The 22535-nt window shown below is 75.2% G+C and carries 22 protein-coding genes and 1 pseudogene; 13 read left to right on the forward strand and 10 right to left on the reverse strand.

Annotated features, from left to right (window positions below):
* The 5 genes and pseudogenes from E4P39_RS23065 to E4P39_RS21415 form a co-directional block, all read left to right on the forward strand.
* Positions 1 to 133 (forward strand): annotated as a pseudogene (locus E4P39_RS23065) (endonuclease); the annotation flags it as partial.
* A 75-nt stretch (positions 134 to 208) separates the two neighbouring features.
* Positions 209 to 583: a hypothetical protein gene (locus tag E4P39_RS21400; protein ID WP_135138676.1), complete on the forward strand. Its 375-nt coding sequence runs from the start codon at positions 209 to 211 to the stop codon at positions 581 to 583.
* A gap of 49 nt (positions 584 to 632) precedes the next feature.
* The gene (locus E4P39_RS21405) at positions 633 to 1736 is read left to right on the forward strand and encodes a transcriptional regulator (protein ID WP_135138658.1); all 1104 of its coding nucleotides are present in this window, start codon (positions 633 to 635) and stop codon (positions 1734 to 1736) included.
* Positions 1733 to 2653, forward strand: coding sequence for an ABC transporter ATP-binding protein (locus E4P39_RS21410; RefSeq protein ID WP_135138659.1), 921 nt, complete (start codon positions 1733 to 1735; stop codon positions 2651 to 2653). Before E4P39_RS21405 ends, E4P39_RS21410 begins: the two co-directional genes overlap by 4 nt.
* On the forward strand, positions 2650 to 3459 hold the full coding sequence (locus E4P39_RS21415) for an ABC transporter permease (protein WP_135138660.1): 810 nt from the start codon (positions 2650 to 2652) through the stop codon (positions 3457 to 3459). The genes E4P39_RS21410 and E4P39_RS21415 overlap by 4 nt, the downstream gene beginning before the upstream one ends.
* Before the next feature lie 6 nt (positions 3460 to 3465).
* Here E4P39_RS21415 and E4P39_RS21420 read toward each other — a convergent pair whose 3' ends face one another.
* Positions 3466 to 4266 (reverse strand): alpha/beta fold hydrolase, encoded by an 801-nt coding sequence (locus tag E4P39_RS21420; RefSeq protein ID WP_135138661.1) that lies wholly within the window; start codon positions 4264 to 4266, stop codon positions 3466 to 3468.
* A 65-nt stretch (positions 4267 to 4331) separates the two neighbouring features.
* Here E4P39_RS21420 and E4P39_RS21425 point away from each other — a divergent pair, with 65 nt between their 5' ends.
* Positions 4332 to 5015 (forward strand): CDP-alcohol phosphatidyltransferase family protein, encoded by a 684-nt coding sequence (locus E4P39_RS21425; protein ID WP_135138662.1) that lies wholly within the window; start codon positions 4332 to 4334, stop codon positions 5013 to 5015.
* A 146-nt stretch (positions 5016 to 5161) separates the two neighbouring features.
* Positions 5162 to 6136, forward strand: coding sequence for a carbohydrate kinase family protein (locus E4P39_RS21430; protein ID WP_135138663.1), 975 nt, complete (start codon positions 5162 to 5164; stop codon positions 6134 to 6136).
* Here the strand turns inward: E4P39_RS21430 and E4P39_RS21435 are convergent.
* The 6 genes from E4P39_RS21435 to E4P39_RS21460 are packed head-to-tail and all read right to left on the reverse strand — an operon-like array spanning position 6133 to position 11611.
* Positions 6133 to 6789, reverse strand: coding sequence for a flavin reductase family protein (locus tag E4P39_RS21435; protein WP_245160021.1), 657 nt, complete (start codon positions 6787 to 6789; stop codon positions 6133 to 6135). The genes E4P39_RS21430 and E4P39_RS21435 overlap by 4 nt on opposite strands.
* Positions 6790 to 6803: 14 nt before the next feature.
* Positions 6804 to 7928: a glycosyltransferase family 2 protein gene (locus E4P39_RS21440; protein WP_135138664.1), complete on the reverse strand. Its 1125-nt coding sequence runs from the start codon at positions 7926 to 7928 to the stop codon at positions 6804 to 6806.
* Positions 7925 to 8758 carry a carotenoid biosynthesis protein gene (locus E4P39_RS21445; RefSeq protein ID WP_135138665.1) on the reverse strand — a complete coding sequence of 278 codons (834 nt, stop codon included), beginning with the start codon at positions 8756 to 8758 and terminating at the stop codon, positions 7925 to 7927. The genes E4P39_RS21440 and E4P39_RS21445 overlap by 4 nt, the downstream gene beginning before the upstream one ends.
* The gene (locus E4P39_RS21450) at positions 8755 to 10458 is read right to left on the reverse strand and encodes an NAD(P)/FAD-dependent oxidoreductase (protein WP_245160023.1); all 1704 of its coding nucleotides are present in this window, start codon (positions 10456 to 10458) and stop codon (positions 8755 to 8757) included. The genes E4P39_RS21445 and E4P39_RS21450 overlap by 4 nt, the downstream gene beginning before the upstream one ends.
* Positions 10459 to 10460: 2 nt before the next feature.
* The gene (locus E4P39_RS21455) at positions 10461 to 11063 is read right to left on the reverse strand and encodes a GNAT family N-acetyltransferase (protein WP_135138666.1); all 603 of its coding nucleotides are present in this window, start codon (positions 11061 to 11063) and stop codon (positions 10461 to 10463) included.
* Positions 11060 to 11611: a YbaK/EbsC family protein gene (locus E4P39_RS21460; RefSeq protein WP_135138667.1), complete on the reverse strand. Its 552-nt coding sequence runs from the start codon at positions 11609 to 11611 to the stop codon at positions 11060 to 11062. Before E4P39_RS21460 ends, E4P39_RS21455 begins: the two co-directional genes overlap by 4 nt.
* Positions 11612 to 11870: 259 nt before the next feature.
* On the opposite strand from E4P39_RS21460, the gene E4P39_RS21465 reads away from it, so the two are divergent.
* The 6 genes from E4P39_RS21465 to E4P39_RS21490 all read left to right on the forward strand — a co-directional run bounded on the left by E4P39_RS21465 (position 11871) and on the right by E4P39_RS21490 (position 19252).
* Entirely contained in the window at positions 11871 to 12197 is a 327-nt protein-coding gene (locus E4P39_RS21465) for a DUF6504 family protein (RefSeq protein WP_135138668.1), read from the forward strand.
* Between the two features lie 17 nt (positions 12198 to 12214).
* A complete protein-coding gene (locus E4P39_RS21470; RefSeq protein WP_245160024.1) occupies positions 12215 to 12700 on the forward strand; it encodes an SAV_6107 family HEPN domain-containing protein in 486 nt (161 codons plus the stop codon).
* A gap of 73 nt (positions 12701 to 12773) precedes the next feature.
* The gene (locus tag E4P39_RS21475) at positions 12774 to 16613 is read left to right on the forward strand and encodes a DNA polymerase III subunit alpha (protein ID WP_135138670.1); all 3840 of its coding nucleotides are present in this window, start codon (positions 12774 to 12776) and stop codon (positions 16611 to 16613) included.
* A gap of 168 nt (positions 16614 to 16781) precedes the next feature.
* On the forward strand, positions 16782 to 17267 hold the full coding sequence (locus tag E4P39_RS21480; RefSeq protein WP_135138671.1) for a VOC family protein: 486 nt from the start codon (positions 16782 to 16784) through the stop codon (positions 17265 to 17267).
* Positions 17268 to 17321: 54 nt separating this feature from the next.
* Positions 17322 to 18068: a methyltransferase domain-containing protein gene (locus E4P39_RS21485; protein ID WP_135138672.1), complete on the forward strand. Its 747-nt coding sequence runs from the start codon at positions 17322 to 17324 to the stop codon at positions 18066 to 18068.
* The gene (locus E4P39_RS21490) at positions 18065 to 19252 is read left to right on the forward strand and encodes a nucleotide pyrophosphatase/phosphodiesterase family protein (RefSeq protein ID WP_135138673.1); all 1188 of its coding nucleotides are present in this window, start codon (positions 18065 to 18067) and stop codon (positions 19250 to 19252) included. Before E4P39_RS21485 ends, E4P39_RS21490 begins: the two co-directional genes overlap by 4 nt.
* Before the next feature lie 14 nt (positions 19253 to 19266).
* Here E4P39_RS21490 and E4P39_RS21495 read toward each other — a convergent pair whose 3' ends face one another.
* Genes E4P39_RS21495 through E4P39_RS21505 form a run of 3 tightly spaced genes read right to left on the reverse strand, consistent with a single transcriptional unit; the run spans position 19267 to position 22421 of the window.
* Positions 19267 to 20010 carry a Clp protease N-terminal domain-containing protein gene (locus tag E4P39_RS21495; RefSeq protein ID WP_135138674.1) on the reverse strand — a complete coding sequence of 248 codons (744 nt, stop codon included), beginning with the start codon at positions 20008 to 20010 and terminating at the stop codon, positions 19267 to 19269.
* Between the two features lie 58 nt (positions 20011 to 20068).
* Positions 20069 to 21097 (reverse strand): sucrase ferredoxin, encoded by a 1029-nt coding sequence (locus E4P39_RS21500; RefSeq protein WP_245160025.1) that lies wholly within the window; start codon positions 21095 to 21097, stop codon positions 20069 to 20071.
* Positions 21069 to 22421 (reverse strand): cupin domain-containing protein, encoded by a 1353-nt coding sequence (locus tag E4P39_RS21505; RefSeq protein ID WP_135138679.1) that lies wholly within the window; start codon positions 22419 to 22421, stop codon positions 21069 to 21071. Before E4P39_RS21505 ends, E4P39_RS21500 begins: the two co-directional genes overlap by 29 nt.
* Positions 22422 to 22535: the final 114 nt, after the last annotated feature.

Here is a 22535-nt window from a genome sequence, read left to right on the forward strand (position 1 = left end):
CTCGGCGCTCCTCTGCGAACGCCACCACGGCAAGGTCCACCACGGCTTCACCATCGTTCGAGATCCCGACGGCCGATGGCACACCTACCGCCCCGACGGCACCGAGATCGTCCTTTCCCCGCTGCTCATCTGAGTCGCGGAGGTGCGGGATCTTCTCGCGCCGTGCCGACGACCTGAGCAGAGCGCCCGCTACGGTCCCGGCGTGATCATGGGACTCGCGGTGCTGGCCGTCGTCGTGCTGGCGGGGCTCGCCGTCTTCCAGGCCCTGCTCATCGCCGGGCAGCCGCTCGGGCAGTTCGCGTGGGGCGGCCAGCACGCGGTCCTGCCGCCGGGCCTGCGGGTGGGCAGCGCCGTCTCCATCGCGATGTATGCCGGGTTCGCCGTCCTCGTCCTGTGCGCGGCCGACGCCCTGGCGGTGCTGCCGGCCGGCTTCGTCGATGTCGCGATCTGGGTCCTGACCGGTTACTTCGCACTCGGTATCGGGCTGAACGCGATCTCCCGCAGCCGGCCGGAACGGCTGGTCATGACGCCGGTCGTGCTCGTGCTCACCGTCGTCTGCCTGGTGCTCGCGCTTCAGTACTGAGGCATCGGACGGCCATCGAGGCGAGGCCGAGCGACGTACCGTTCCGGGGGTGCGGGCGCGAGGTCATGGAGCAGCCCGGCGCTGGGCGGTCGTCGGCGCCCTCGTCGTCGTGCTCGTCTCGACACCCCCGCTCATCGGGGCACTGCCGGCCTCCGACGCCGAGGTGCCCGCGGCCGACCTGCGAAGAGCGGTCCTCGCCAGCGCCGACGTCGGGTTCTCCGGTTACGCCGAGTCGGCCGGCGGGTTGCTGCTGCCGGTCACCGATCAGCTCACCTCGATCGCCGACCTGTTCAGCGACCGCACGGAGATGCGCGTCTGGTGGCGGAGCCCGACGGACCACCGGGTCGACGTGATCACCGCCGCCGGTGAGACCAGCACCCACCGGGACGAGTGCGGCACCTGGATCTGGGAGTACGAGCGCGCCACCGCCACCCGCGCGGAGTCCACGCCGTTCGCGCTGCCCGCGCCGTCGGACCTGCTGCCCGCCTCGCTCGGCCGGCGCCTGTTGTCCGAGGCCACCGACGACGAACTGTCCCGGATCGGCGCCCGCAATGTTTCGGGCTTCAACGCGCTGGGCCTGCGCCTCGTGCCGGACGAGGCGGCGTCGTCCGTCGGCCGGGTCGACGTCTGGGTGGACCCCCGCAGTGGCCTGCCGCTGCAGGTGCAGGTGTACGAGAAGGGCGTCGACCGGCCGGCGCTCGACACGCGGTTCCTCGACTTCGAGGTGGGCCGGCCGTCCGCCGACGTCACCGCCTTCACCCCGCCGCCGGCGGCGCGCATCCGTGAGGCGCGCGAGGCCGAGATCGTGCTCGAGGCCGGACGGCGGATCGATCCCGTGCCGCTGCCGGCGGAACTGGCCGGCCTGCCGCGCCTGCAGATCGAGGGGGTTCCCTCCGCCATCGGCCTGTACGGCCGGGGAGTGACCCTGCTGGCGGTCACGCCGGTGCCGCAGCGTCTTGCCCGGGGCCTGCGGAACGCCATGGCCCAGTCGCTCGACGCCGTCCGCGACGCGGCCGGCACCCGGCTCGCGGCCGGCCCCGTCGGGCTGATGCTCGTCGAACCACCCGGGCGTGGGTCCTACGTGCTCACGGGCACGGTCACCCTCGACGCCCTCGCCACCGCCGGCGCGCAACTGCCGGGCGGTTCGTCGTGACCGCGGTCATCACCACCCGCGGGCTGGTCAAGCGCTTCGGTCGGCTGCGCGCGGTCGACGGCATCGATCTCGACGTGCGCACCGGTGACATCTACGGGTTCCTGGGCGCCAACGGCTCGGGCAAGACCACCACTGTCCGGATGCTGCTCGGGCTCGTCCTGCCCACCAGCGGGGAGATCGAGCTGCTGGGCGGCCGCATGCCGCGGGCCGGGCGCCGGGTGCTCCCGCGCGTCGGCGCGCTCATCGAAGGGCCCGCCCACTACGGCCACCTCTCCGGGCGCGAGAACCTGGCGCTGCTCGACGCCGCCGGCCCGGGAGGTTCCTGGCGCACCCGCCGACGACGGATCGACGAGGTGCTCGAGCAGGTGGGACTGGCCGGGGTCGGACGGCGCCCGGTGAAGGCCTACTCCCTCGGCATGCGCCAGCGGCTCGGCCTGGCCGGCGCACTCCTGCGCCGTCCGGAGCTCCTCGTGCTCGACGAGCCGACCAACGGCCTGGACCCCCAGGGCATCACCGAGGTGCGCGAGCTGCTGCTCGACCTGCATCGCGGGGGGACGACGGTCTTCCTGTCCAGCCACCTGCTGGCCGAGGTGGAGCAGCTGTGCTCGCGGGTGGGCGTCCTCGACCGCGGCCGGCTCGTGCTCCAGGACGAGCTGGCCACGCTCACCGCGCCGACCGGGGCGACGGTCGTGCACACACCCACTCCGGACCGGGTGCGCGCCACCCTCGACGGTCGGGTCACCGCCGTCGACGGGCAGCGGGTGGTCGTCCTCGGCGCCGACCCCGCCGAGGTCAACGCGCGGCTGGTCTCCGCCGGGATCGCGGTGAATGGGCTGGCCCTGGAGCGGCCCACCCTGGAGGAGGTGGTGCTGGCCGCGACCGGCACCAGCACCGATCGGGTCGACGCGCGACCATGATCGCGGTCGAGCTGCGGAAGATGTTCCGGCGCCCCCGGACGTGGGCGACGATCGCCGTCCTCAACGCGCTGCCGGTGCTCGTCGCCGTCCTGCTGGTGGTCACCGACCTGGCGCCGCGGCCGGGTGAGGGGCCGCCGTTCCTGTCGGCCGTGCTGTCCAACGGGGCGCTCTACCCGCTGGCCGCGCTGGCGATCGTGCTGCCGCTGTTCCTGCCGATCGCCGTCGCCGTCATCGCGGGGGACTCCGTCGCCGGGGAGGCGCAGGCCGGCACCCTGCGGTACCTGCTCGCCCGGCCGGCCGGCCGCACCCGCCTGCTGGTCGCGAAGCTCATAGCGGTGCTCGCGTTCGTGCTGGTCACGGTCCTCGTGGTCGCCGGTGTCGGGTACGTCGTCGGGGCGACCCTGTTCGAGGCCCAGCCGGCCGTTGGCACCAGCGTCTCCGGCACGTCGCTGACCGCGCAGGAACTCGGCGTCCGCACCCTGCTCGCCATCGGCTACGTCGCCGTCTCGATGCTCGGGGTGGCGGCGTTCGCGCTGTTCTTCTCCACGCTCACCGACTCACCGCTCGGCGCCACGATGGGCGCGCTCGCGGTGCTGGTCACGTCGTCGCTGCTGTTCACCCTGGACGCGGCGTCGCCGATCGCGCCCTACCTGCCGACCCGGTACTGGCTGGCGTTCGTCGACTTCTTCCGCGACCCCATCCTCTGGCGCGACATCACCCGGGGCCTGGCGCTGCAGGGCGTCTACGTCGGCGTGCTGCTCGCCGCGGCGTGGGCCAACTTCACGACGAAGGACGTCACCAGCTGACGCGGCTCAGCCGCCGAGGCGGGCGCAGTCGGCCGGACCGAGTTCGGCCGGCTCCCCGGCGGCGAGCTCGGCCAGCACGATCTCCTGCACCAGCGGGTTGCGGGGCAGGTCGCCGTGCCCGACCTGCGCGTCGGAGCACACGGACTGGACGGGCAGGTTCAGCGCGCCGTCGAGGCGGGCGGAGTCCGGCGGGGTGACGGTCTGGTCCTGCGTCGTCCAGATGGAGACCCAGGTCGGCCCGTCGGGCGTCTCGTCGCCGGCGTTGAGCCGGGCCAGGAGGTCGCTGTCGCTGCCGAGCTGGAGGCAGCCGACCGGGCACTGGCCGGGGGCCACGTCGAGGGCGAGGTCGGCCAGGCTGGTTCCGTGATGGGGGGACCCGAGCGTCACCACGCGCCGCGCCACGCCGGCTCCGTCGTCGGCCACCCACAGCCGGGCCACGACGCCGCCGGCCGAGTAGCCGACGACGTCGACGCTGTCCGCGCCGGTCCGGGCCATTGCCGCGTCGGCCGCCTCGCCGAGCGCGTCCGCCGCCTCCGCGAGATCGCCGGTCCCGGCGCCGGGCAGCCGCACGACCGCGGCGTCCCGACCCGATGCGGTCAGCCGGTCGGCCAGCGCCTGCAGGGACCCGGTCGACCCGCCGTAGCCGGGAACGAGCAGCACCGGCCCGGGCCGCTCCTGGGACACCGGCGCGGCCGCCGGCGCCGCCACGCGCGCGAGCAGCACCGCCGCCAGCGCCGCCAGCGCGACGACGAGGACCCCCACCGCGAGGAGCAGCCGGCGGCGAGCTGGGGAGAGTCCGGCGAGCACACCCCTACTGTCCCTGTTGTCGAGCCCGGCGCCAGGAACCCCGGGACCGCGGAAGGGAGACGCCCGTGCTGGGGCGGGACGAGTACCTCGCCGTGTGGTCGCGCTGGCACGGCGGAACGGGCACCGAGAGCGCACTCGTCCGCGGCTGGCTGTCCGTCGCGTGGGGCCTGGCCCGCCCTCTCGCCGGTCTGCCCCCGATCCTGGCGACGGCGCTCGGGCTCCTGGTCGCGGCCGGCGCGGTCCTCCCCGCCCGTGCGGGCGGATCGTGGCTGCTGCTGGCCGGGGTACTGGTCGGCGTCTCCGGACTGCTCGACTCCCTGGACGGCGCCCTGGCCATCGGCACCGGCCGGGCATCGCGCCGCGGTTTCGTCCTCGACTCCGTCGTCGATCGACTCACCGAGGTGGCCTACGCGGGAGCCCTCTGGGTCGCGGGCGCGCCCGGCTGGCTGGCCGTCACCTTCGGCGCGTTGTGCTGGCTGCCCGACTACCTCCGGGCCCGGGCCGGCCAGGCCGGGGTGCGGGAGACCGGTGCGATCTCGGTCTGGGAGCGCCCGACACGGGTGCTCATGACCGGCTTCACGCTCGTCGGCGCCGGCGTGGTCGCCGGCACCGGCCTGGACGGCGAGGTCGTCACCGTCGGCGCGGCCGCCGGTGCGGTGCTGGGCGGGGTCGGCGTCGTGCAGCTCGGCGTCTGGCTGCGGCGGGCGCTCGCCGAGCCGGGATCCGGGGACGGCTCCCCGCCCACCTGACCCGTCGCCGTGCGCTGCACGGGCGGGTGGCCGGGCCGCCCGGCCGGGCAGGCCGCTCGTCCCGCTCCTAGAGTGAGCGATGCCCTGACCCGCTACCAGGCCCGATACCGCGCCGCCGACACCGCGCGCCACCGAGGAGTTCTCCCGTGCCCGTCGCCGTCACCGGTTCGATCGCCACCGACCACCTGATGACCTTCCCGGGGCGGTTCACCGAGCAGTTCGTCGAGGGTCAGATGGAGAACGTCTCGCTCTCCTTCCTCGTCGACGACCTGGTCCAGCACCGCGGCGGCGCCGGGGCGAACATGGCCTACGGACTCGGTCTGCTCGGCCTGGCGCCGGTCCTCGTGGGCGCCGTCGGCAACGACTTCGCCGACTACGACGCCTGGCTGACCCGGCACGGCGTGGACACCCGCAGCGTCCACTGGTCGGAGCTCAAGCACACGGCCCGCTTCGTCTGCACGACCGACCAGGCGAACAACCAGATCGCCTCCTTCTACTCGGGCGCCATGGCCGAGGCCGCCCGGATCGAGCTCGCACCGGTCGAGGCCCGGGTGGGGGCCCTGGATCTCGTCGTCGTCGGTCCCAACGACCCGACCGCGATGGTCCGGCACACCGAGGAGTGCCGGGAGCGCGGCTACGCGTTCGTCGCCGACCCCAGCCAGCAGCTCGCCTGGGCGGACGGCTCCATGATCATGGACCTCGTGTCGGGGGCCGACACCCTGTTCACCAACGAGTACGAGGCCGCGCTGCTGATGCAGAAGACCGGCTGGACGGCGGACGAGGTCCTCGCCCGGGTGGGCACCTGGGTCACCACGCGTGCCGCCGATGGTGTTCTGGTGCAGCGGGCGGGGGAGGAGCCGATCGAGGTCATCGCCGTCCCGGAGACCAAGCCGGTCGAGCCGACCGGCGGCGGGGACGCGCTGCGCGCCGGCTTCATCGCCGGGCGCATGTGGGGCCTGACCCTGGAGCGGGCCACCCAGCTGGGCTCCGCGGTGGCGACGGCGGCCGTCGAGGTCGTCGGCACGCAGGAATACGACCTGCCGAAGGAGAGCTTCCTGGAGCGGTTCGGCGAGGCGTTCGGCGCCGAGGCGGCCGCGGAGGTCGCCCCCCACCTGCCCTAGTCTCCTCGGACGCGCTCGCCGATCGAGGGGTCGTCGGTCCACGTCCGGTAGGGGATCCGCGCGATCTCCTTGACCTCGCCGATCGTCGACCACTCGTTGCCCCCGAGGCGGGCCAGCGGCTTCAGGTGCTCGATCCGCGGTCGCCCGTCGCGCACCGCGGTCTCCCAGACGGCGGCGTGCAGCACCCGCCCGAGGACGACGGTGCTGTCACCCAGCCGAAGCGTCGAGTGCAGCACGCACTCGAGGGCCACCGGCGACTCGGCCACCCGCGGCACGGACACGCGCTCGCTGGGCTCGAGGCGGACGCCCGCGTGCTCGGCCTCGCTGAGACCGGGCGGGAAGTCGGTGCCGGTGGCGTTCACCTGCTCGAACAGGTTCTCCGGGGTGAGGCTGATCGTGAACTCGCCCGTGGCCTCGACGTTGCGCAGGGAGTCCTTGCGGCCCACCGACGTGAACTGGACGACGGGCGGGTCCACGCAGGCCACCGTGTAGAAGGAGTGCGGCGCGAGGTTGACCACGCCGTCGGCCGAGCGGCTGCACACCCACGCGATGGGGCGCGGGACGACGACCGAGTTCAGGATGCGGTAGAACGCCCGGACCTCCATCTCCGCGGGATCGAAGTGGACGCGGGGAGCCGATGCTGGCGGGGTCACCGGCTCATCCTGACTCACGGCCGCGACTCCGACCCGGCCACCGGCCGGCCGCGCCAGGTCAGGGTGCCGCGCCGGCGGCCCAGCACCGACCGGGCCATCAGCAGGTCGAGAGCGAGAACCGACACCGGGTGGGCCAGGGCGTCCGGCCAGGCCCGTCCGCCGGTCCGCGCCGCGACCGCCGCGCGGCCGGCGACACCGGCGGCGTAGCCGAGCAGGCCGGCTCGCGAGCCGCGCAGGGCGGCGGCCGGCGGGAGCACCCACACCGCAGTCAGGAGTGCCGCCGCGGCGACGCCGGCCCGCGGCGACCCGCCCACCGCCGCCCAGAGCGACTTGGCGTACCCGTCGCGCACCGCGGGCCAGCCGTCGTACATCCGGCAGGCGGCCAGGCGGGAGCCGTCGATCGGGACGCCCCGTCCGCCGGCCCGTTTCACCGCGCGCAGCAGGGCGATGTCCTCCAGCACCTCGCCGCGGACGGCGGCGTGCCCGCCGGCCCGCTCATAGCCGCGGCGGGTGAGCACGAGGAACTGCCCGTTGGCGGCCGCGAGGGAGGGCCGGGCCGATCGCTCGGCCAGCCGGACCGGCAGCGCCGTCGCCCACAACCACGGCGCCAGGGGCTGGACCAGCCGCTCGGCGAGCCCCTCGGCCAGCGGCCGCGGCCACGGCGAGACGAGGTCGAGGCCGCGCTCGTCCAGGACCGCCACGGCGGCCGCGATCGCGTCGGGGAAGAGCCGGACGTCGGCGTCGACGAACACCAGCACCCCCTCGTCCGCAGGTGGGCCGGCGGCGGCTCCCGTGGCGCAGGCGTGCGGCTTGCCCAGCCAGCCGGCCGGCGGAGGCTCGGCGGTCATCAGCCGGACGCGTGGATCGGGGATCGCGCGGACGACCGCCGCGGTCCCGTCCGTCGAGCCGTCGTCCACCACCACGACGCGCAGGTCCTCGACCCCGCGCTGATCGAGCAGCGCGGCCAGGCAGTCGGCGACGTGCGCCTCCTCGTCCCGGACCGGCAGGACCACGGTCACCGGGCGGCGCACCGGCGGCGGGTCGTCCGGCGGACGGCGGAGCAGGGCGAGGTTGACCAGCGCGTGCAGGGTCCCCGCCGCGGAGATCCCGGCCAGCGTGCGGACCAGCCGTCCGCTCACCGGCGCTCCCGGTCGCCGCGCCGCGACTGGATCGCGAGCGCGACGAGCACCGGGACGGCGAGCCCGGCACCCCAGGCCGCCGACCCCGGCAGCCCGAGCCAGCCCGCGTGCGCCAGCGCACCGCCCAGGGTCATCCACCCGAGGGCCAGCAGGGGCGCCGCGTCGCCGAGGAGCGGCGAGCCCGGCACCGAGGTCCGGCGCACCAGCAGGTCGAGCAGCGTCATCAGCACGGCGCCGGCCAGCAGCCAGCCGGCCAGGTTGGTCAGCGGGACGGTGTCGATGCCGGGCAGCCCCGGCGCCGGGTGCGCCCACGTCCAGTAGCCGGCCTGGACCATCTGCGGATCGAGGACGACGTCCCAGGCGGCGAAGACGGCCGCGGCCACGGCGATCCGGGCCGCTCCTCGGCGGCCGGAGCGGACCGGGCGGGCGAGCCGATCGGCCAGCACCCAGCTGGGCCAGGCCATCATCAGCCAGGCGAGCGGAACCAGGAACGGCACCCCCAGCAGCGTCGGCCCGAGGGTGCCGGCGTAGCTGTAGCTGCCGTAGGGGTAACCGGTGGCCAGCCCCACCGCCTCGAACGCCACGGCGGTGCCGGCGACCAGCAGCAGGACGCCCAGCCCGGTCCGCCGGCCCCGGCTGAGCCCCGCGTGGACCACGGAGAGCGCGGCGCCGAGCACGACGATCGTCCAGCTGACCGCGTCGCGGCCGGCGCCGTCGGTGAGGGGATAGGCGATCGCGGTGAGGACCAGCAGGACGGCCAGCAGCAGCGGCACCACCGCGCGGGCCGACGGGCGGGCGCGCCGGGTTCGGGAGAGGACCGCAGCCGTCACGGCGCCGTCCGGCCGCCCGCGGAACGCACCGCCGCGCCCGCCTGCCGCAGGACCCGCCGAGCCGCACCGCGGGCCCGGGGGAGCGGCCCCCGGTCGGCGAGCAGGATCCGTGCCGCCGTCCGCCCGGAGTTGCCGGAGACCCCGCCGCCGGGATGGGTGGAGGCGCCGGCCAGGTAGAGCCCCGGGAGCCCCGGCACCCGGTAGCCGGACAGCGCCGGGGTGGGGCGGAAGGCGAACATGCTGGCCAGTGCCATCTCCACGTGCATGACGTTGCCACGGGGGAGCGACAGTTCGCGCTCCAGAGCGAGCGGCGTCTGTACGTACAGTCGCTGTACCGACGCGGCGAACCCGGGCGCGAACCGGTCCACGGCCTCGATCAGCCGCCGCGCCTCGGTCTCCGCGAGGGCGTCCCAGTCCCCGCCGTCGGCCAGCGCGTACGGGTACCACTGGCCCCAGATGGTGACGACGTGGCTTCCGGGCGGCGCGAGGGTGTCGTCGCTCGCCGAGAAGCTCATCGCCAGCGGGATCGGCGTCCGCGGCAGCCGGCCGGCCTGCCAGTCGCCGTGCGCGGCCGCGAGGTCGGCGCGGTCGGTGCAGAGCAGCTGGAGTCCGTGCGCCGAGTGCTCGAGAGGCACGCCCGGATAGCTGGGCACCGCGTCGGTGAGGGCCCGGACGACGAGGCCGAACCCGTTGCCGAGCGGCGGGTCCGCGTGGGCCAGGGACGGCGGGGCGGCCTCCCCGGCGAGCGCCCGCGTGGCCCCGATGTGGCAGGCGGCGAGCACGGCGCTGGCGCGCACCCGGCGTCCGCGGACGGTCTCGACGCCCACCACGCGGGGGCCGGACCCGTCGTCCTCGGTCAGCAGCCGGGCGGCGCCGTCCCCGAGCACGACCCGGCCGCCGTCGGCCTCGAGCCGGCGGCGCAGGGCGGCGGTGAGCCCGCCCGAGCCGCCGACGGGATGCCCCGGGGGGACGTCGTGCAGCAGCGCGACCCAGCCGACCATCGCTGCGGTGCCGGCTTCGGACATCGCCGGCCCGGACTGCGCGCCGAACCAGGCCAGCGCCGCCTTGAGCCGCTCGCTGGTGAACCAGCGGTCGAGCAGCGCGTCGCCCGAGCCGAGGAAGTCGACCGCGAGCTCGCCGCCGGGGGTGCGCGGTTGTCCGCCGGAGGGGGCGCCGAGGGGCCAGAACGAGCGGATCAGCCCGGCCGGCCCGGGCCGGCGTCCGAACGCGGTCACCACCGCGCGGCTGCGCGGTCCCCAGACGGCGACGAAGCGCCGGTAGGCGGCGGCGTCGTCCGGCCCGCAGGCGGCGGCGATGGAGTCACAGGTGGCGTCCAGGTCGACCGAGAACACCAGGGGCCGGCCGTCGGGCCCGGGATCTCCGGGGGACGGCGCGGGCGCGAAGCCCCAGGGGTCGCAGTCGACGTAGCGCAGCCCGTGCGCGGCGAGGTCCAGCTCCTCGACGATGCCGCTCTGCCGGATGATGACGTGCGCGCTGGACCCGCGGTCGACCAGGACGCCGGGCCAGCGCTCGACGGTGGAGACGGCGCCACCGAGCACCTCGTCGGACTCGACGACCTCGACCGAGAGGCCGGCGCGGGCCAGGTAGCAGGCGGCGACCATCCCGTTGTGCCCGGAACCGACGACCACGACATCGGCATGGACGTCGTCCACGGGGGAGTCGGTCGCCGGGGTGTGCACGCTCAGTTGTTCGCCCGGACGCGGTCGGGTGGATGCAGGGGCAGCGCGACGCCGAGGATGGCGAAGGGGCGGGCGTCGCCGGGGAAGTGGTAGCCGCGGGCCAGGTCGACGAAGCCGTCGGCGTGGTAGAGCCGGAAGGCCTTCGTGTCGGCGTCCGGCGTGGAGAGCAGGGCGGCGGGATGGGGCAGGTCGGCCAGCAGGGCGTGCAGCAGCCGGCGGCCGAGGCCGCGGCTCTGGTGGTCGGGGTGGACGTGCAGCTCGCACACCTCGAACGCGTCGGGCAGCCAGCGCTTGGCGGTGCGGCGGTCGAGGGCGGCGCGGACCTGGTCGTGCCACCACTGGCCGGGGGCGATCACGTAGCCGTAGCCGAAGCCGACGAGCTGCTCGGCTGTCTCGCCCCCACCCGCCCCGGTCTCGGCGAAGGCGCCCACGGCGCGGAAGCCGGGACGCTCGGTGTGCTGGATCGCGTAGGTGTACCGGCCTGCGACGACGGCGGAGTCGTAGCCCATGGCCAGGCCGTAGATGGTGAGCGCCTCGGACATGTGGTCGCGCAGCCACTGGGTGGGCAGCTCGACGATGCGAGTGCCGGGTTTCGTGCCGGTCATCGGGCGGCGGTCTCCTCGACAGGGGCCGGCGTCGCGGCCGCCGGGCCCCGGCCCACCTCGGCCGCCGGCCCCCGGCCCACCTCGGCCGGCGTGCCGCCGGTGAGCAGGAGCAGCTCGTCGTAGGTGGTGGGGAAGACGGTGTGCGGGTGGCCCGCGGCCGCCCAGACCTGCTCGTACCGCGCCAGTTCGACGTCGACGAGGGTGCCGATGGGCTCGGGATGCCCGAGCGGTGCGACGCCGCCGATCACCTGGCCGGTGTGCCGGCGGACGAACTCCGGGGTGGCCCGGCTGATCGACGGGACGCCGAGCAGGGCCGCCACCTGCGCCTCGTCGACCCGGTGCGCGCCGCTGGTGAGCACGAGCAGCGGATCGCCGCCGACGTCGAACACCAGGCTGTTGGCGATCGCACCCACCTCGACGCCCAGCTGGGCGGCGGCCGTCGCGGCGGTCCGCGCGCTGTCAGGGAGATGGCGCACCTCGCCGGGAGCGCCGGCGGCCCTGAGCAGCCGTTCGACCTCGGCGACCCGGGGATGTTCCGGCGGGGGCATGTCCTGATCCTGCCACCGGTGCTCCGGCGACGCTTTCGGCGTGTCCCGGCCCGGAACCGATCTCGTGGGCTGCCCCGGTGCCGGGACGTGCCGGGTGCGACACGTCGGGCCACGTCTTGACGGCGCCGGGCCGGTCCGATCTACTGACGTCGTTCGAACATGCGTTCGAACGCAGACGATCCTCCGCCGCTCCCCGGCTCTTCCCCGCCAGGAGCGGCGGAGGCCTCGGTGTCGCGGGGTCGGGTGTGGGGAGGGTGTCATGAGCCGGGTACTCGGCGAGGTCGCTGGTCGGATCGGCGAGGAGGTCCAGGTCGAGCGGGGCCCCCTCGGGCCGGTGCAGTTCTGGCGGGGGGAGTCCCGCTACCTCGTGGGTGAGCTGCTCGACTCCTGGCTCGAGACCCCGCCCTGGTGGCAGCGGGACGCGGCCGTTCCGGGGGGCGCCTCCGCGGAGCTGGTCGCGGTCCGGGAGGTGTGGCGGGTCGAGGCGGTGCGGGCCGGGCGCTCCCGGACGAGCTTCGCCGGTGTGTACGACCTGTCCTGGGACGCTGCCGGCAACCGCTGGTGGCTCGTGCGGGTGCACGACTGATGGGTGCCGTGCGAGCCGTGTCCGCCGGTCAGCTGCCCCTGCCCCCCGCCCTGCCGGCCGCCGCCGGCCAGCTCCTCGAGCAGGCCCGCCGCGGGCTCACCGAGGCCACCGGCTACGTCGATCCCCGGCAGCGGTACGCCGCGGCGCACCTCGCGGCCCTGCGTGCCGCCGCCGCGGTGCTCGCCGCCCGCACCCGGCCGGAGGCCTCCGGCCGGCGCCGGCCGCGCAGTGCCTGGGTACTGCTCGCCCAGGTCGCTCCCGAGCTGGGGGAGTGGGCCACCTTCTTCGCCGCCGGGGCCGCCAAGCGGGCCGCGGCTGAGGCAGGGCTGTCGCATGCGGTCACCGAGCGGGAGGCCGACGACCTCGTCCGGGACGTGGGTGCCTTCGTGGCGGTGGTCGAGAACGCGCTGAACAGTGCTGCTCCCGAACCGCCGGCCCCGGAGCCGGTCCGCTCCCCGTTCACCCGGCCGCGCGCGGCCGGCAACGCAGCGCGTCGGAAGTGAGCGAGCTTGCGAGCTCACCGATAGGCAGAGCAGTCACACTCGCGCGGCTGACGAGCGCCAGCGAGGAGGCCGCGTGAGTGACCCCTTCGTCCATCTGCACGTCGCCTCCGGTTACTCCATGCGCTACGGGGCCAACCACCCGGCCGACCTCGTGGCCCGGGCCGCCGAGCACGGCATGACGGCGCTCGCGCTGACCGATCGCGACGGGCTCTACGGCGCGGTGAAGTTCGCCCTCGCCTGCCGGTCGGCCGGGGTGCGGCCGATCTTCGGGGTCGACCTGGCCATCGCCCCGGCCCTGGACACCGCACTGCCCCCCGCCCTCGCCCGTCCGGTGGGAGACGGGGTCACTCCGCCCCGGCTGCGGGCACCGAGCGCCCGCCGGGCGCCCGCGAGGGGCGGGGCGAGCGTCGACCCTCGGCTGCCCCGGGTCACCTTCCTCGCCCGGGACGGCGCCGGCTGGCGGTCGCTGTGCCGGCTGACCAGCGCCACCCATCTGCGCGGCACCCGCGGGGAGCCGGTGAGCTCGCTGGCGATGGCCGCCGAGCACGCTCCCGGGCTGATCGCGCTGCTGGGCCCCGACTCCTCGGTCGGCCGGGCGCTGCTCACCGGCCGAGCCGACCTCGCCGTCGCCCACCTCGACGCCTGGCGGGCGGCGTTCGGCCCCGGCCGGCTGGTGCTGGAGGTCGTCCACCACCGCGGCCAGGGGGACCGCTCGCGGGCACAGGCGATGCTGCGGTTCGCCGCCGAGGCCGGGGTGCCGGTCGTGCTGAGCAACGCCGTCCGGTACGTCGACGCCCTGGACGCGCCGACCGCCGACGTGCTGGACGCGGCCCGCCGGCTGGTGCCGCTGGCCTCGCGGCACGTCGACCGGCGCACCGCCGAGGGGTATCTGAAGTCGGGCAAGGAGATGGCCGAGGTCGCCGAGGAGCTGGTCGGCCCCGACCGCGACGCCGCCGTCGGTCTGCTCGAGCGCACCGCGCGGCTGGCCGAGCAGTGCGCGGTCGACGTCACCGACGACCTCGGGATCGGCAGCGTCCGCTATCCCGAGCTCGACGTCGTCACCACGGCCGCCGAGCGGGGGATGAGCCCGTCGGAGGTGTTGCGCGCCCGCTGCGAGGCGGGGATGGGCCGGCGCGGCATGGCGCCGTCGGAGCGGGTACGGCAGCGGCTGGACGAGGAGCTGGCGGTGATCGACTCGCTCGGCTACCCGTCCTACTTCCTCACCGTCGCCGACGTGGTCGACCTCATCAAGAGCTTGAGGGTTCGGGCAGCGGCGCGGGGCTCGGGGGCCGGCAGCCTGGTCACCTACCTGCTGGGCATCTCCGACGTCGACCCGCTGCGCTACGGCCTGCTGATGGAACGCTTCCTCTCCCCGTTGCGCGCCCAGCTGCCCGACATCGACATCGACGTCGAGTCCGCGCGGCGGATGGAGGTCTACGACGCGGTGATCGACCGCTTCGGCGCCGACCGGGTCAGCTGCATCTCGATGATGGACACCTACCGGGTGCGGCACGCCATCCGCGACGTCGGCGCCGCGCTCGGCCTGCCCCCGGCCGAGGTCGATGCCGTCGCCAAGGCTTTTCCGCACATCCGGGCCAACCAGGTGCACGCCGCGCTGCGCGACCTGCCGGAGCTGCGGGCCAGCCGGCTGGGCTCGAAACGGGCCGGGGGCAGCGGCGATCTCGACCTGCTCTTCGACCTCGTCGCCCGGCTCGACGGGCTGCCCCGGCACATCGCGCTGCACCCGTGCGGGGTGCTGCTCTCCGACGCGACGCTGCTCGACCGGACGCCGGTCGAGAGCAGCTACCTCGGCTATCCGATGAGCCAGTTCGACAAGGACGACGTCGAGGAGCTCGGGCTGCTCAAGCTGGACCTGCTGGGCATCCGGATGCAGTCGGCGATCGCGCACGCCCTCGACGAGGTGCAGCGGGTGGACGGGGAGACCGTCGACATCGACGCGATCCCGAGGGACGACGAGCCGACGTTCGAGCTGATCCGCAGCACCCGCACCCTCGGCATGTTCCAGATCGAGTCGCCCGGTCAGCGCGAGCTGGTGGGCAAGTTCGGCCCGCAGACGTTCGAGGACCTGATCATCGACATCTCGCTGTTCCGGCCCGGCCCGGTGAAGAGCGACATGGTCACCCCGTTCCTGCTGGCCCGGAACGGCTGGCGCGACGCGGTCTACCCGCACCCCGATCTGGAGTTCGCGCTGGCCGAGACGGCCGGGGTGGTCGTCTTCCACGAGCAGGTGCTGCAGATCGTGGCCCGGATGACCGGCTGCACCCTGGCCGAGGCGGACGAGGTGCGCCGCGCGCTGGGGGAGAAGGACGCCCATCCCGAGGTGCGGGCCTGGTTCGTCCCGCAGGCGCTGGCCGCGGGCTACCCGGTGGAGGTGGCCGAGCAGGTCTGGACGGTGCTGGCCGCCTTCGGGTCGTTCGGCTTCTGCAAGGCCCACGCCGCGGCGTTCGCGCTGCCCACCTACCAGTCGGCGTGGCTGAAGACCCACCACCCGGCGGCCTTCCTCGCGGGGGTGCTCACCCACGACCCCGGCATGTACCCCAAGCGGCTGATCCTCGACGACGCCCGCAACTTCGGGATCCGGGTGCTGGGCCTGGACGTCAACGCGTCGACCGAGACCTACCGCGTCGAGCGGCTCGAGCCCGCCGACTCCGGGTTCCAGCCCGCCGGGTCCGGGTTCGAGTCCGCCGGGCCTGAGGCTGAGGACGAGGATGAGGGACGGCGGTGGCGGCGGCCGGAGTGGATGCCGGCGACGATGCGCGACGCCTCCCGCTACGGGATCCGGCTGGCCCTGGCCGACGTGAAGGGCATCTCCGACGACGAGGTGGCCCGGGTCGTGGCGGGGCAGCCCTATCGGTCACTGACGGATTTCTGGTCCCGGGCGTCGGTGGCGCGGCCGGTGGTGGAGCGGCTGGTGCTGGCCGGGGGCTTCGACTCCCTCTACGGCTTCGGGGTGCGCGACCGCGAGGGCGGCCGGCCCACCCACCGCCGCCGGCAGGTGACCCGGCGCGACCTGCTGCTGCAGATCGGCGAGCTCGACCGGTGGAGCCGCAGCGGCGCCCGGGCGAACTCCAGCGGGCAGCTCAGCCTGGACCTGATGGGGATGGGCTCGGAGGCTGCGGAGGAGGAGCCGGTGGAGTCAGGCCCAGGGCAGCCGGGGCCGGGGGAGCCGGGGGCGGAGCCGCCGGCCGGGCCCAGCTGGGCGGAGAGCAGCGGGCTGCCCGAGTTCACCGACGCCGAGCTGGTGCGCGCCGAGCTGGAGGTGCTCGGGCTCGACGCCAGCCGGCACGTGATCGACTTCTACCGGCCGTTCCTGGCCGCCATCGGCGCAGTTCCGGCGGGGGAGCTGCTCGGCTGCCGGAGTGGCGCGGAGGTGCTGGTCGCCGGGGTCAAGGTCGCGACCCAGACCCCGCCGATCCGCTCCGGCCGACGGGTGGTGTTCGTGACCCTGGACGACGGCAGCGGCTGCACCGACTCGACCTTCTTCGAGGATGCGCAGGGTCCCTACGCCGCGACGGTCTTCCATTCCTGGCTGCTGGTCATCCGCGGGGTGCTGCGCCGCACCGGCCCGCGCGGTGTCTCCCTGCGGGCGACCGGCGCGTGGGAGCTGCCGGCGCTGCACGAGGCGTGGGAGGCCGGCGGCACCGACGCCGTCGCCGAGCTCATGGCCGCGCCGGGGGAGTACACCGAGCGGGCGATCGCCGGGGCCGCCGCCTCGCACGGCTCGCGGCCGGTCATGGTGCGGCCGGTGCTCGTGCACCCCACCGGCTTCCGGATGTCGCCCTACGCCGACATCAAGCCCGCCGGCGAGGACGCCAAGGCTGCCGCCCGGCGGGCGGCGTCCGGCCCGCCCCGCAAGCTCTGGCACTCCAGCCCGGGCAGTTCCGGCCACTGAACGACGGCGGACCCGGACGATGTGCGCCCCCGGCGCAATCCGAGCGCAACCCGCCGTGGCCGCACTTCGCTGCCGCCGGGGCGAGGGGTCTACCGATGAGCTTCGCGGCGCGGCACGGTCAACACCTCGACACCGGCGCACCGGCCGGCCCCGAGAGAGGACGCAACGATGCCCAAGCAGATCCCCTGCCTCTGGTTCGACGGCCAGGCCGAGCAGGCCGCCCAGCACTACACGTCGATCTTCCCGAACTCCTCGATCGGCGACGTCACCCGCTACGGGCCCGACATGCCGCCGCCGATGAAGGAGGGCGACGTCCTGACCGTCGACTTCACCCTCGACGGACAGCCCTACACCGCCCTCAACGGCGGGCCGCAGTTCCAGTTCAACGAGTCGATCTCGTTCCAGATCGTCTGCAAGGACCAGGAGGAGTCCGACCGCTTCTACGACCGGCTTCTCGAGGGCGGCGAGGAGAGCATGTGCGGCTGGCTCAAGGACAAGTTCGGCGTCTCCTGGCAGGTCTTCCCGGAGGAGCTGATCCAGCTGACCACTGACTCCGACTCCGGCCGGGCCCAGCGCGCCACCCAGGCGATGCTGAAGATGCGCCGGATCGACATGGCCGAGATCAAGCGGGCCGCCGACAGCGTGCCTGTCTGAGGTCGCTCCCGCGTGCACCGGTGACCCGGGACAGCCGCCACTAGGCTTCCCCGGGTGCCGACGTCCCCCTCATCGCCGCCCGCCGAGCAGCTGCCCGTCCGGAGCGCTGCCGTCTGGGCGGCGCTGGACCCGGTGGTCGGCACGGGCACGCCCCTGCGCGTGCTGGACGTCGGTGGGGGCAGCGGGATGTTCGCCGTCCCGCTGGCGCGTCTCGGGCACGACGTCACCGTCGTCGACCCCAGTGCCGATGCGCTCGCGACCCTGCGTCGACGCGCCGACACCGCCGGCGTCGGGGAGCGCGTCCGCGGCGTCCAGGGCGACGGCGACCTGCTGCACGAGGTCCTGCCCACGACGACGGACGGCGGCGGGTTCGACCTCGCGCTCTGCCACTGGGTGCTCGAGGTCGTCGACGACCCGGCCGTGACCCTCAGCGAGATCGCCCGGGCGGTGCGGCCCGGCGGTCAGGTGAGCCTGGCCGCGGTCAACCGGGCCGGCGCGGTGCTCGCGCGGGCCGTGTCGGGTCACCCGGTCGAGGCGCTCGCCCTGCACGAGGGCCGCGACCCCGCCCCGAACCGCACCCGTCCGGGTCGCCGCTTCACCCCGGCCGACCTGGTCGCCCTGGTCGAGGGCGCCGGCCTGCGGCCAGGCACCTGGCGCGGCGTCTCCGTCGTCGCGGACCTGCTCGACGCGAACTCCGGCGCGGCCACCGACGCCGTCCGGGCCTTGGAGCTGGCCCTGGCCGAGGCCTCTCCCTACCGCGACATCGCCACCGGACTGCACCTCCTGGCCGCCCGGCCGTGACCGGCGCGTCTCCCGGCACCCTGCCTCCGGACCTGCTGCGCCCGGGCTACGGCGAGGCGACGCTCGCCGACGTCCTGCCCGGCGCTGCGACCGCCCTCGGCGTGCCGGTGGAGCGCGGCGACCTCCCCGCCGACCCGCTCGGCCTCACCGAAAGCCTGGGCGGCGCCCGCCGGGTGGCCGTGCTGCTGATCGACGGCCTCGGCGCCGACCTGCTGCGCGCCCACTCCGACCTCGCGCCGACCCTCGCCGCCATGACGAGGCCCGTCGGCGACCTGTCCGCTCCGTGTCCCAGCACCACCCCGGTCAGCCTCGCCACCCTCGGCACCGGCCTGCCGCCGGGCAGCCACGGCATCCTCGGCTTCGTCACCGACGTACCCGGGGAGGACCGCGCCCTCAACCACGTGAAGTGGGCCGACGACCCCGACCCGGACACTTGGCAGGCCCGCCGGACCGTCTTCGAGCAGGCCGTCGACGCCGGGGTCGCGGTGACCGCCGTCGGCCCGTACGCCTACGCCGGCTCCGGGCTCACCCGGGCGGTCTACCGCGGGGCGACCTACACCGGATCGGTCAGTCACGGCGACCTCACCGCGCTGGTGCTGGCCGCGCTCGGCGCCGCGCCCCGGTCACTCGTCTACGGCTATCTCCCCGAACTCGACCTCACCGGGCACGTCCGGGGCGTCGACTCCGCCGCCTGGCGCGCTCAGCTGACCCTGATCGACCGGGTCGTGGAGCAGCTGGTCGACGGGCTGCCGGAGGACGCGGCGCTGCTGGTCACCGCGGACCACGGCATGCTCGACGTCCCGAAGGAGACCCGCGTCGACCTCGACGATCATCCCGAGCTGACCGACGGCGTCCGGTTGCTGGCGGGGGAGCCGCGGGCCCGCTACGTGCACGCGGAGCCGGGCGCCGCGGCCGACGTGCTGGACCGCTGGCGGACCGTTCTGGGCGAGTGCGCCTGGGTGGCGAGTCGGGAGGAGGCGGTCGCCAGCGGGATCTTCGGCCCGGTGGACGACGCTCTGGCGCCGCGGATCGGCGACGTCGTCGCCCTGGCCCGCGGCAGCTGGGCGCTGACCGCGACGGTGCAGGATCCCGGCCCGAGCAGACTCGTCGCCTACCACGGCTCGCTCACCGCGACCGAGCTCGCGATCCCGCTGCTGGCCGCCCGGGGCGCCGCCCTCGGCTGATTCCGCGGGGCGGGTCAGCTCTCCGGGGCGGCGGCCCTGGCGGCGGCACTGGCGGCCACGGCAGCGGTGATCGTCGTCTCGGCCCGGGCCTTGTCCACCCCGAGGCCGGCGAGCACCCCCGTGCCGTCCTCCACCTCCAGCAGCGCCAGCAGGATGTGCTCGGTGCCGATGTAGTTGTGACCCAGCCGCAGCGCCTCCCGGTAGGTGAGTTCCAGCGCCTTCCGGGAGTGCGCGTCGAAGGGGACGAGCTCGGGGACCGTGTCGGCCGGCGGCGGCAGGGTTGCCGTCGCGGTCCTCCGGACGGCGTCCAGCGCGACGCCCTGCTCGACGACGGCCGCGGCACCGAGGCCGTCGGGCTCGCTGAGCAGTCCGAGCACCAGGTGACCGATGCGGATCTCGTCGTGGTGGCCCGCGTGGGCGGCGTTCTGCGCAGCCATCACGACGTTGCGGGCCCGCTCGGTGAACCGGCTGAAGCCCTGGCTGGGATCGAGGTCCGGCGTCTCGCCCTTGGCCACGAAGCGCTTCTGCGCGGCCTGCTTCGTCACGCCCATGCTCCGGCCGATGTCGGTCCAGGACGCCCCCGAGCGGCGGGCCTGGTCGACGAAGTGCCCGATCAGGTGGTCGGCGACCTCGCCCAGGTGGGCCGCGGCGAGGACGGCGTCGGTCAGCTGGTCGAGGGCATCCGGATGGACGTTCTTGATCGCCTCGATCAGATCATCGAGCCGGACCGGGTTCGTCATGGGCAGTGGCGGCGTCATGGCGTCAACCTAGAGTTGACGACCGCACTGCGTCAACCCTTGGTTGACGCTGCCGCGCTCAGATCACCTCGGCGGCAGCCGCCGGCGCGGCGGAGAAGGCCGAGACCTCCCAGACCCTGGAGTGCGCGGCGTGCGTCGCCCGGCAGGTCAGGTTCGCCGCCTCGCCCGATGGGGAACTCTGCACGGTCGCCACGACGTCGCCCTTCGGGCCGGCCATCGTCACCGTCCAGCGTTCGATCTCCGCCCCCGGCCCGGTGAGCGCCCGGACACGGGTGACCGCCAGGTCGCCGACCCCGAGCAGCCCGAGCTCCTCGCGGGCGTGCTGCTGGGCGGCCTGGCCCGCCGGCGGGACGCCGGCCCGGCCGCGCAGCCACGGCAGTGCCACCTGACCCCGCTCGTGCGCGGCGACCAGCTCGGCGCCGTCGCCGGGCACCTGCCCGTAGTAGAAACCGTGCGGCAGTACCAGCACGTTGGCCGCGAACCGGTCCCCGCCCAGATGGCTGCACTCCCACACGTCGGCCGGCCCGGGGGCGGGCAGCGCGCGGGCCAACGGGCGCCCGCGCAGCGCGCAGCAGGCGTCGTGCCCGCCGTGCGTGCAGACCAGGTAGACCGGTCGGGACGCGCGTTCCCCGACGGATCCGTCCCAGGGGGCCGAGAGCAGGTCGGCATCAGCCGCCCGGGTCGACCACCACAGTCCTTCGTGACCGGGCCGGGCGTCGGCGTAGGCCCAGCGGGAGTCGGAGTCGGCCAGCCGGCCCCCCGGACGGCGGACCAGCAGGAGACGGACGTGCTCGGCTCTCGCCCGCGCCGCCAGGGCCGGTGCCACCGCGGCGTCGAAGCGGGACTCGACCAGCGCCTCGCGCCCCCACGGGCCCGGCTGCTCGATCAGCAGCCAGCGCTGCGCCGGCGGTGCGCTGCCGACGGGGGAGTCCCCGCGGGCCCGCGCCCGCACCGAGCACCGGCCGTCGTCCAGGCGTCCGATCGGGCGGGCGGGGTTCTCGTCGGGGAACTGCGTCCCGGTGGGGTCAGGACCCTCCAGGCTCACGCCATCGGCCGGCTCATCGGCCGGTCCCTCGATCGTCCCCACGCCCTCCATCGTGCACGTCGGCCGGGGGCCGGCCGGGCGCACCCTCCGCAGGCGGTTCCGCCCCCGCGACCGTCGCGATCGCCTCGGTGACCAGCCGGCGCGCCAGGGTGAGGCGGTCCGCGGGGTCCAGGCCCGGCAGGTCGCCGACCTTGAGCTCCCCGGCCGACAGCAGGGCCGTCAGCGCCTCGTGCACGTCACCGGGGAAGGAGTGCGACCTCCGGCCGGCGAGCAGCGTCACCCGGGCGTCGCCGGCGTCCCGCAGGACGCACCGCAGGCGACGGCGCAGGCGGAGGACGCTCTCGGCGGTCAGCGCCGCGGCAGCAGCCGACGACGACAGCGGGGTCACCGGCTCCGGCCGCACCTGCGCCCAGGTCCGCGCGCGGAGCCGATCGGCGACCTCGGCGGGGTCGACGCGGTCCAGCCACTCACGCAGGCCGGAGATCGCCGCGGTCACGTCGTCCCGGATCGCCTCCGGATCGGCCAGGTCCAGGCCGAGCGGCAGCGAGCCGCGCAACTGCGGGTCGCCGGCGGCCAGCGCGCGCACCAGGTCCAGCGCCGACTCCGCGGCGGCCCACCGGGTGACCGGGTGGATGCCCACCGTCAGGTGGGCGCTGATCTCGCCCAGCGCGGTGGCGGAGTGCAGGAAGCCCCGTGGCAGGTACAGCGCGTCGCCCGGGCGGAGGACGGCGTCGATCACCGGCGCGGCCTCGGCCGCCGCGGCCACATCCGCGGTCCGGTCGGTCCAGGGCTGGGTGCGCAGGGGGTCGGCGATCACCGGCTCGTGGATGCGCCAGTGCTTCTCGCCCGCGACCTGCAGCACGAAGACGTCGTGGACGTCGTAGTGCGGGCTGAAGCCGCGCGAGGACGGCGGAGTGACGTAGGCGTTGACCTGCGTGGGGTGGCCCAGGTCGGCGGCCAGCTGGTCGGCGAACTCGATCAGCGGGGGCCACAGGCGGTGCAGGCCCTGCAGGACGACCGTGCTGCCGTCGGCGAACAGGCGGAGGACCGCGTCCGAGGACACCTGGTCGGCGATCTCGGCGCCGGCGCCCCCCGAGGTGGTGAACCGCTGGGGATCGACGACGACGCCGTCCTTCGCGATGCGGAGGAAGGGTGTGCGCAGCCCGCGGCGAGAGAGGAGTTCGTCGACCGCCGCCAGGTCGAGCAGGTCGGCGAAGGACCGGCCGGTGTCAGCGCCGCGGCTGAGCAGCGGCCGGCGGGACCAGTACTGCTCCGCGAAGGCGTCCGGGTCGAGGTCGATGCACCGGCGCAGGGCCGGACGGAGCTCCCGCTCCGCCCGGCCCTGGCTGTTCGGGTTCTCGGTCAGGCCGAACCGTCCGCGCCGCCGTCGCCACCGGCGCCGCTGTCGGCACCGCCGTCCGCGCCGCCGTCGCCACCGCTGCCGGCGCCGCTGTCGGCGCCGCCGTCCGCACCGCCGTCG

This window comes from Blastococcus sp. CT_GayMR19, assembly GCF_004570385.1.
In the GTDB taxonomy this organism is placed as follows: Bacteria; Actinomycetota; Actinomycetes; order Mycobacteriales; family Geodermatophilaceae; genus Blastococcus_B.

Coding starts and splice junctions, on each gene's coding strand:
- E4P39_RS21400 (WP_135138676.1), top strand. CDS start 209: ATGGGACTCGCGGTGCTGGCCGTCGTCGTGCTGGCGGGGCTCGCCGTC.
- E4P39_RS21415 (WP_135138660.1), top strand. CDS start 2,650: ATGATCGCGGTCGAGCTGCGGAAGATGTTCCGGCGCCCCCGGACGTGG.
- E4P39_RS21455 (WP_135138666.1), bottom strand. CDS start 11,063: ATGACCGGCACGAAACCCGGCACTCGCATCGTCGAGCTGCCCACCCAG.
- E4P39_RS21460 (WP_135138667.1), bottom strand. CDS start 11,611: ATGCCCCCGCCGGAACATCCCCGGGTCGCCGAGGTCGAACGGCTGCTC.
- E4P39_RS21465 (WP_135138668.1), top strand. CDS start 11,871: ATGAGCCGGGTACTCGGCGAGGTCGCTGGTCGGATCGGCGAGGAGGTC.
- E4P39_RS21480 (WP_135138671.1), top strand. CDS start 16,782: ATGCCCAAGCAGATCCCCTGCCTCTGGTTCGACGGCCAGGCCGAGCAG.
- E4P39_RS21495 (WP_135138674.1), bottom strand. CDS start 20,010: ATGACGCCGCCACTGCCCATGACGAACCCGGTCCGGCTCGATGATCTG.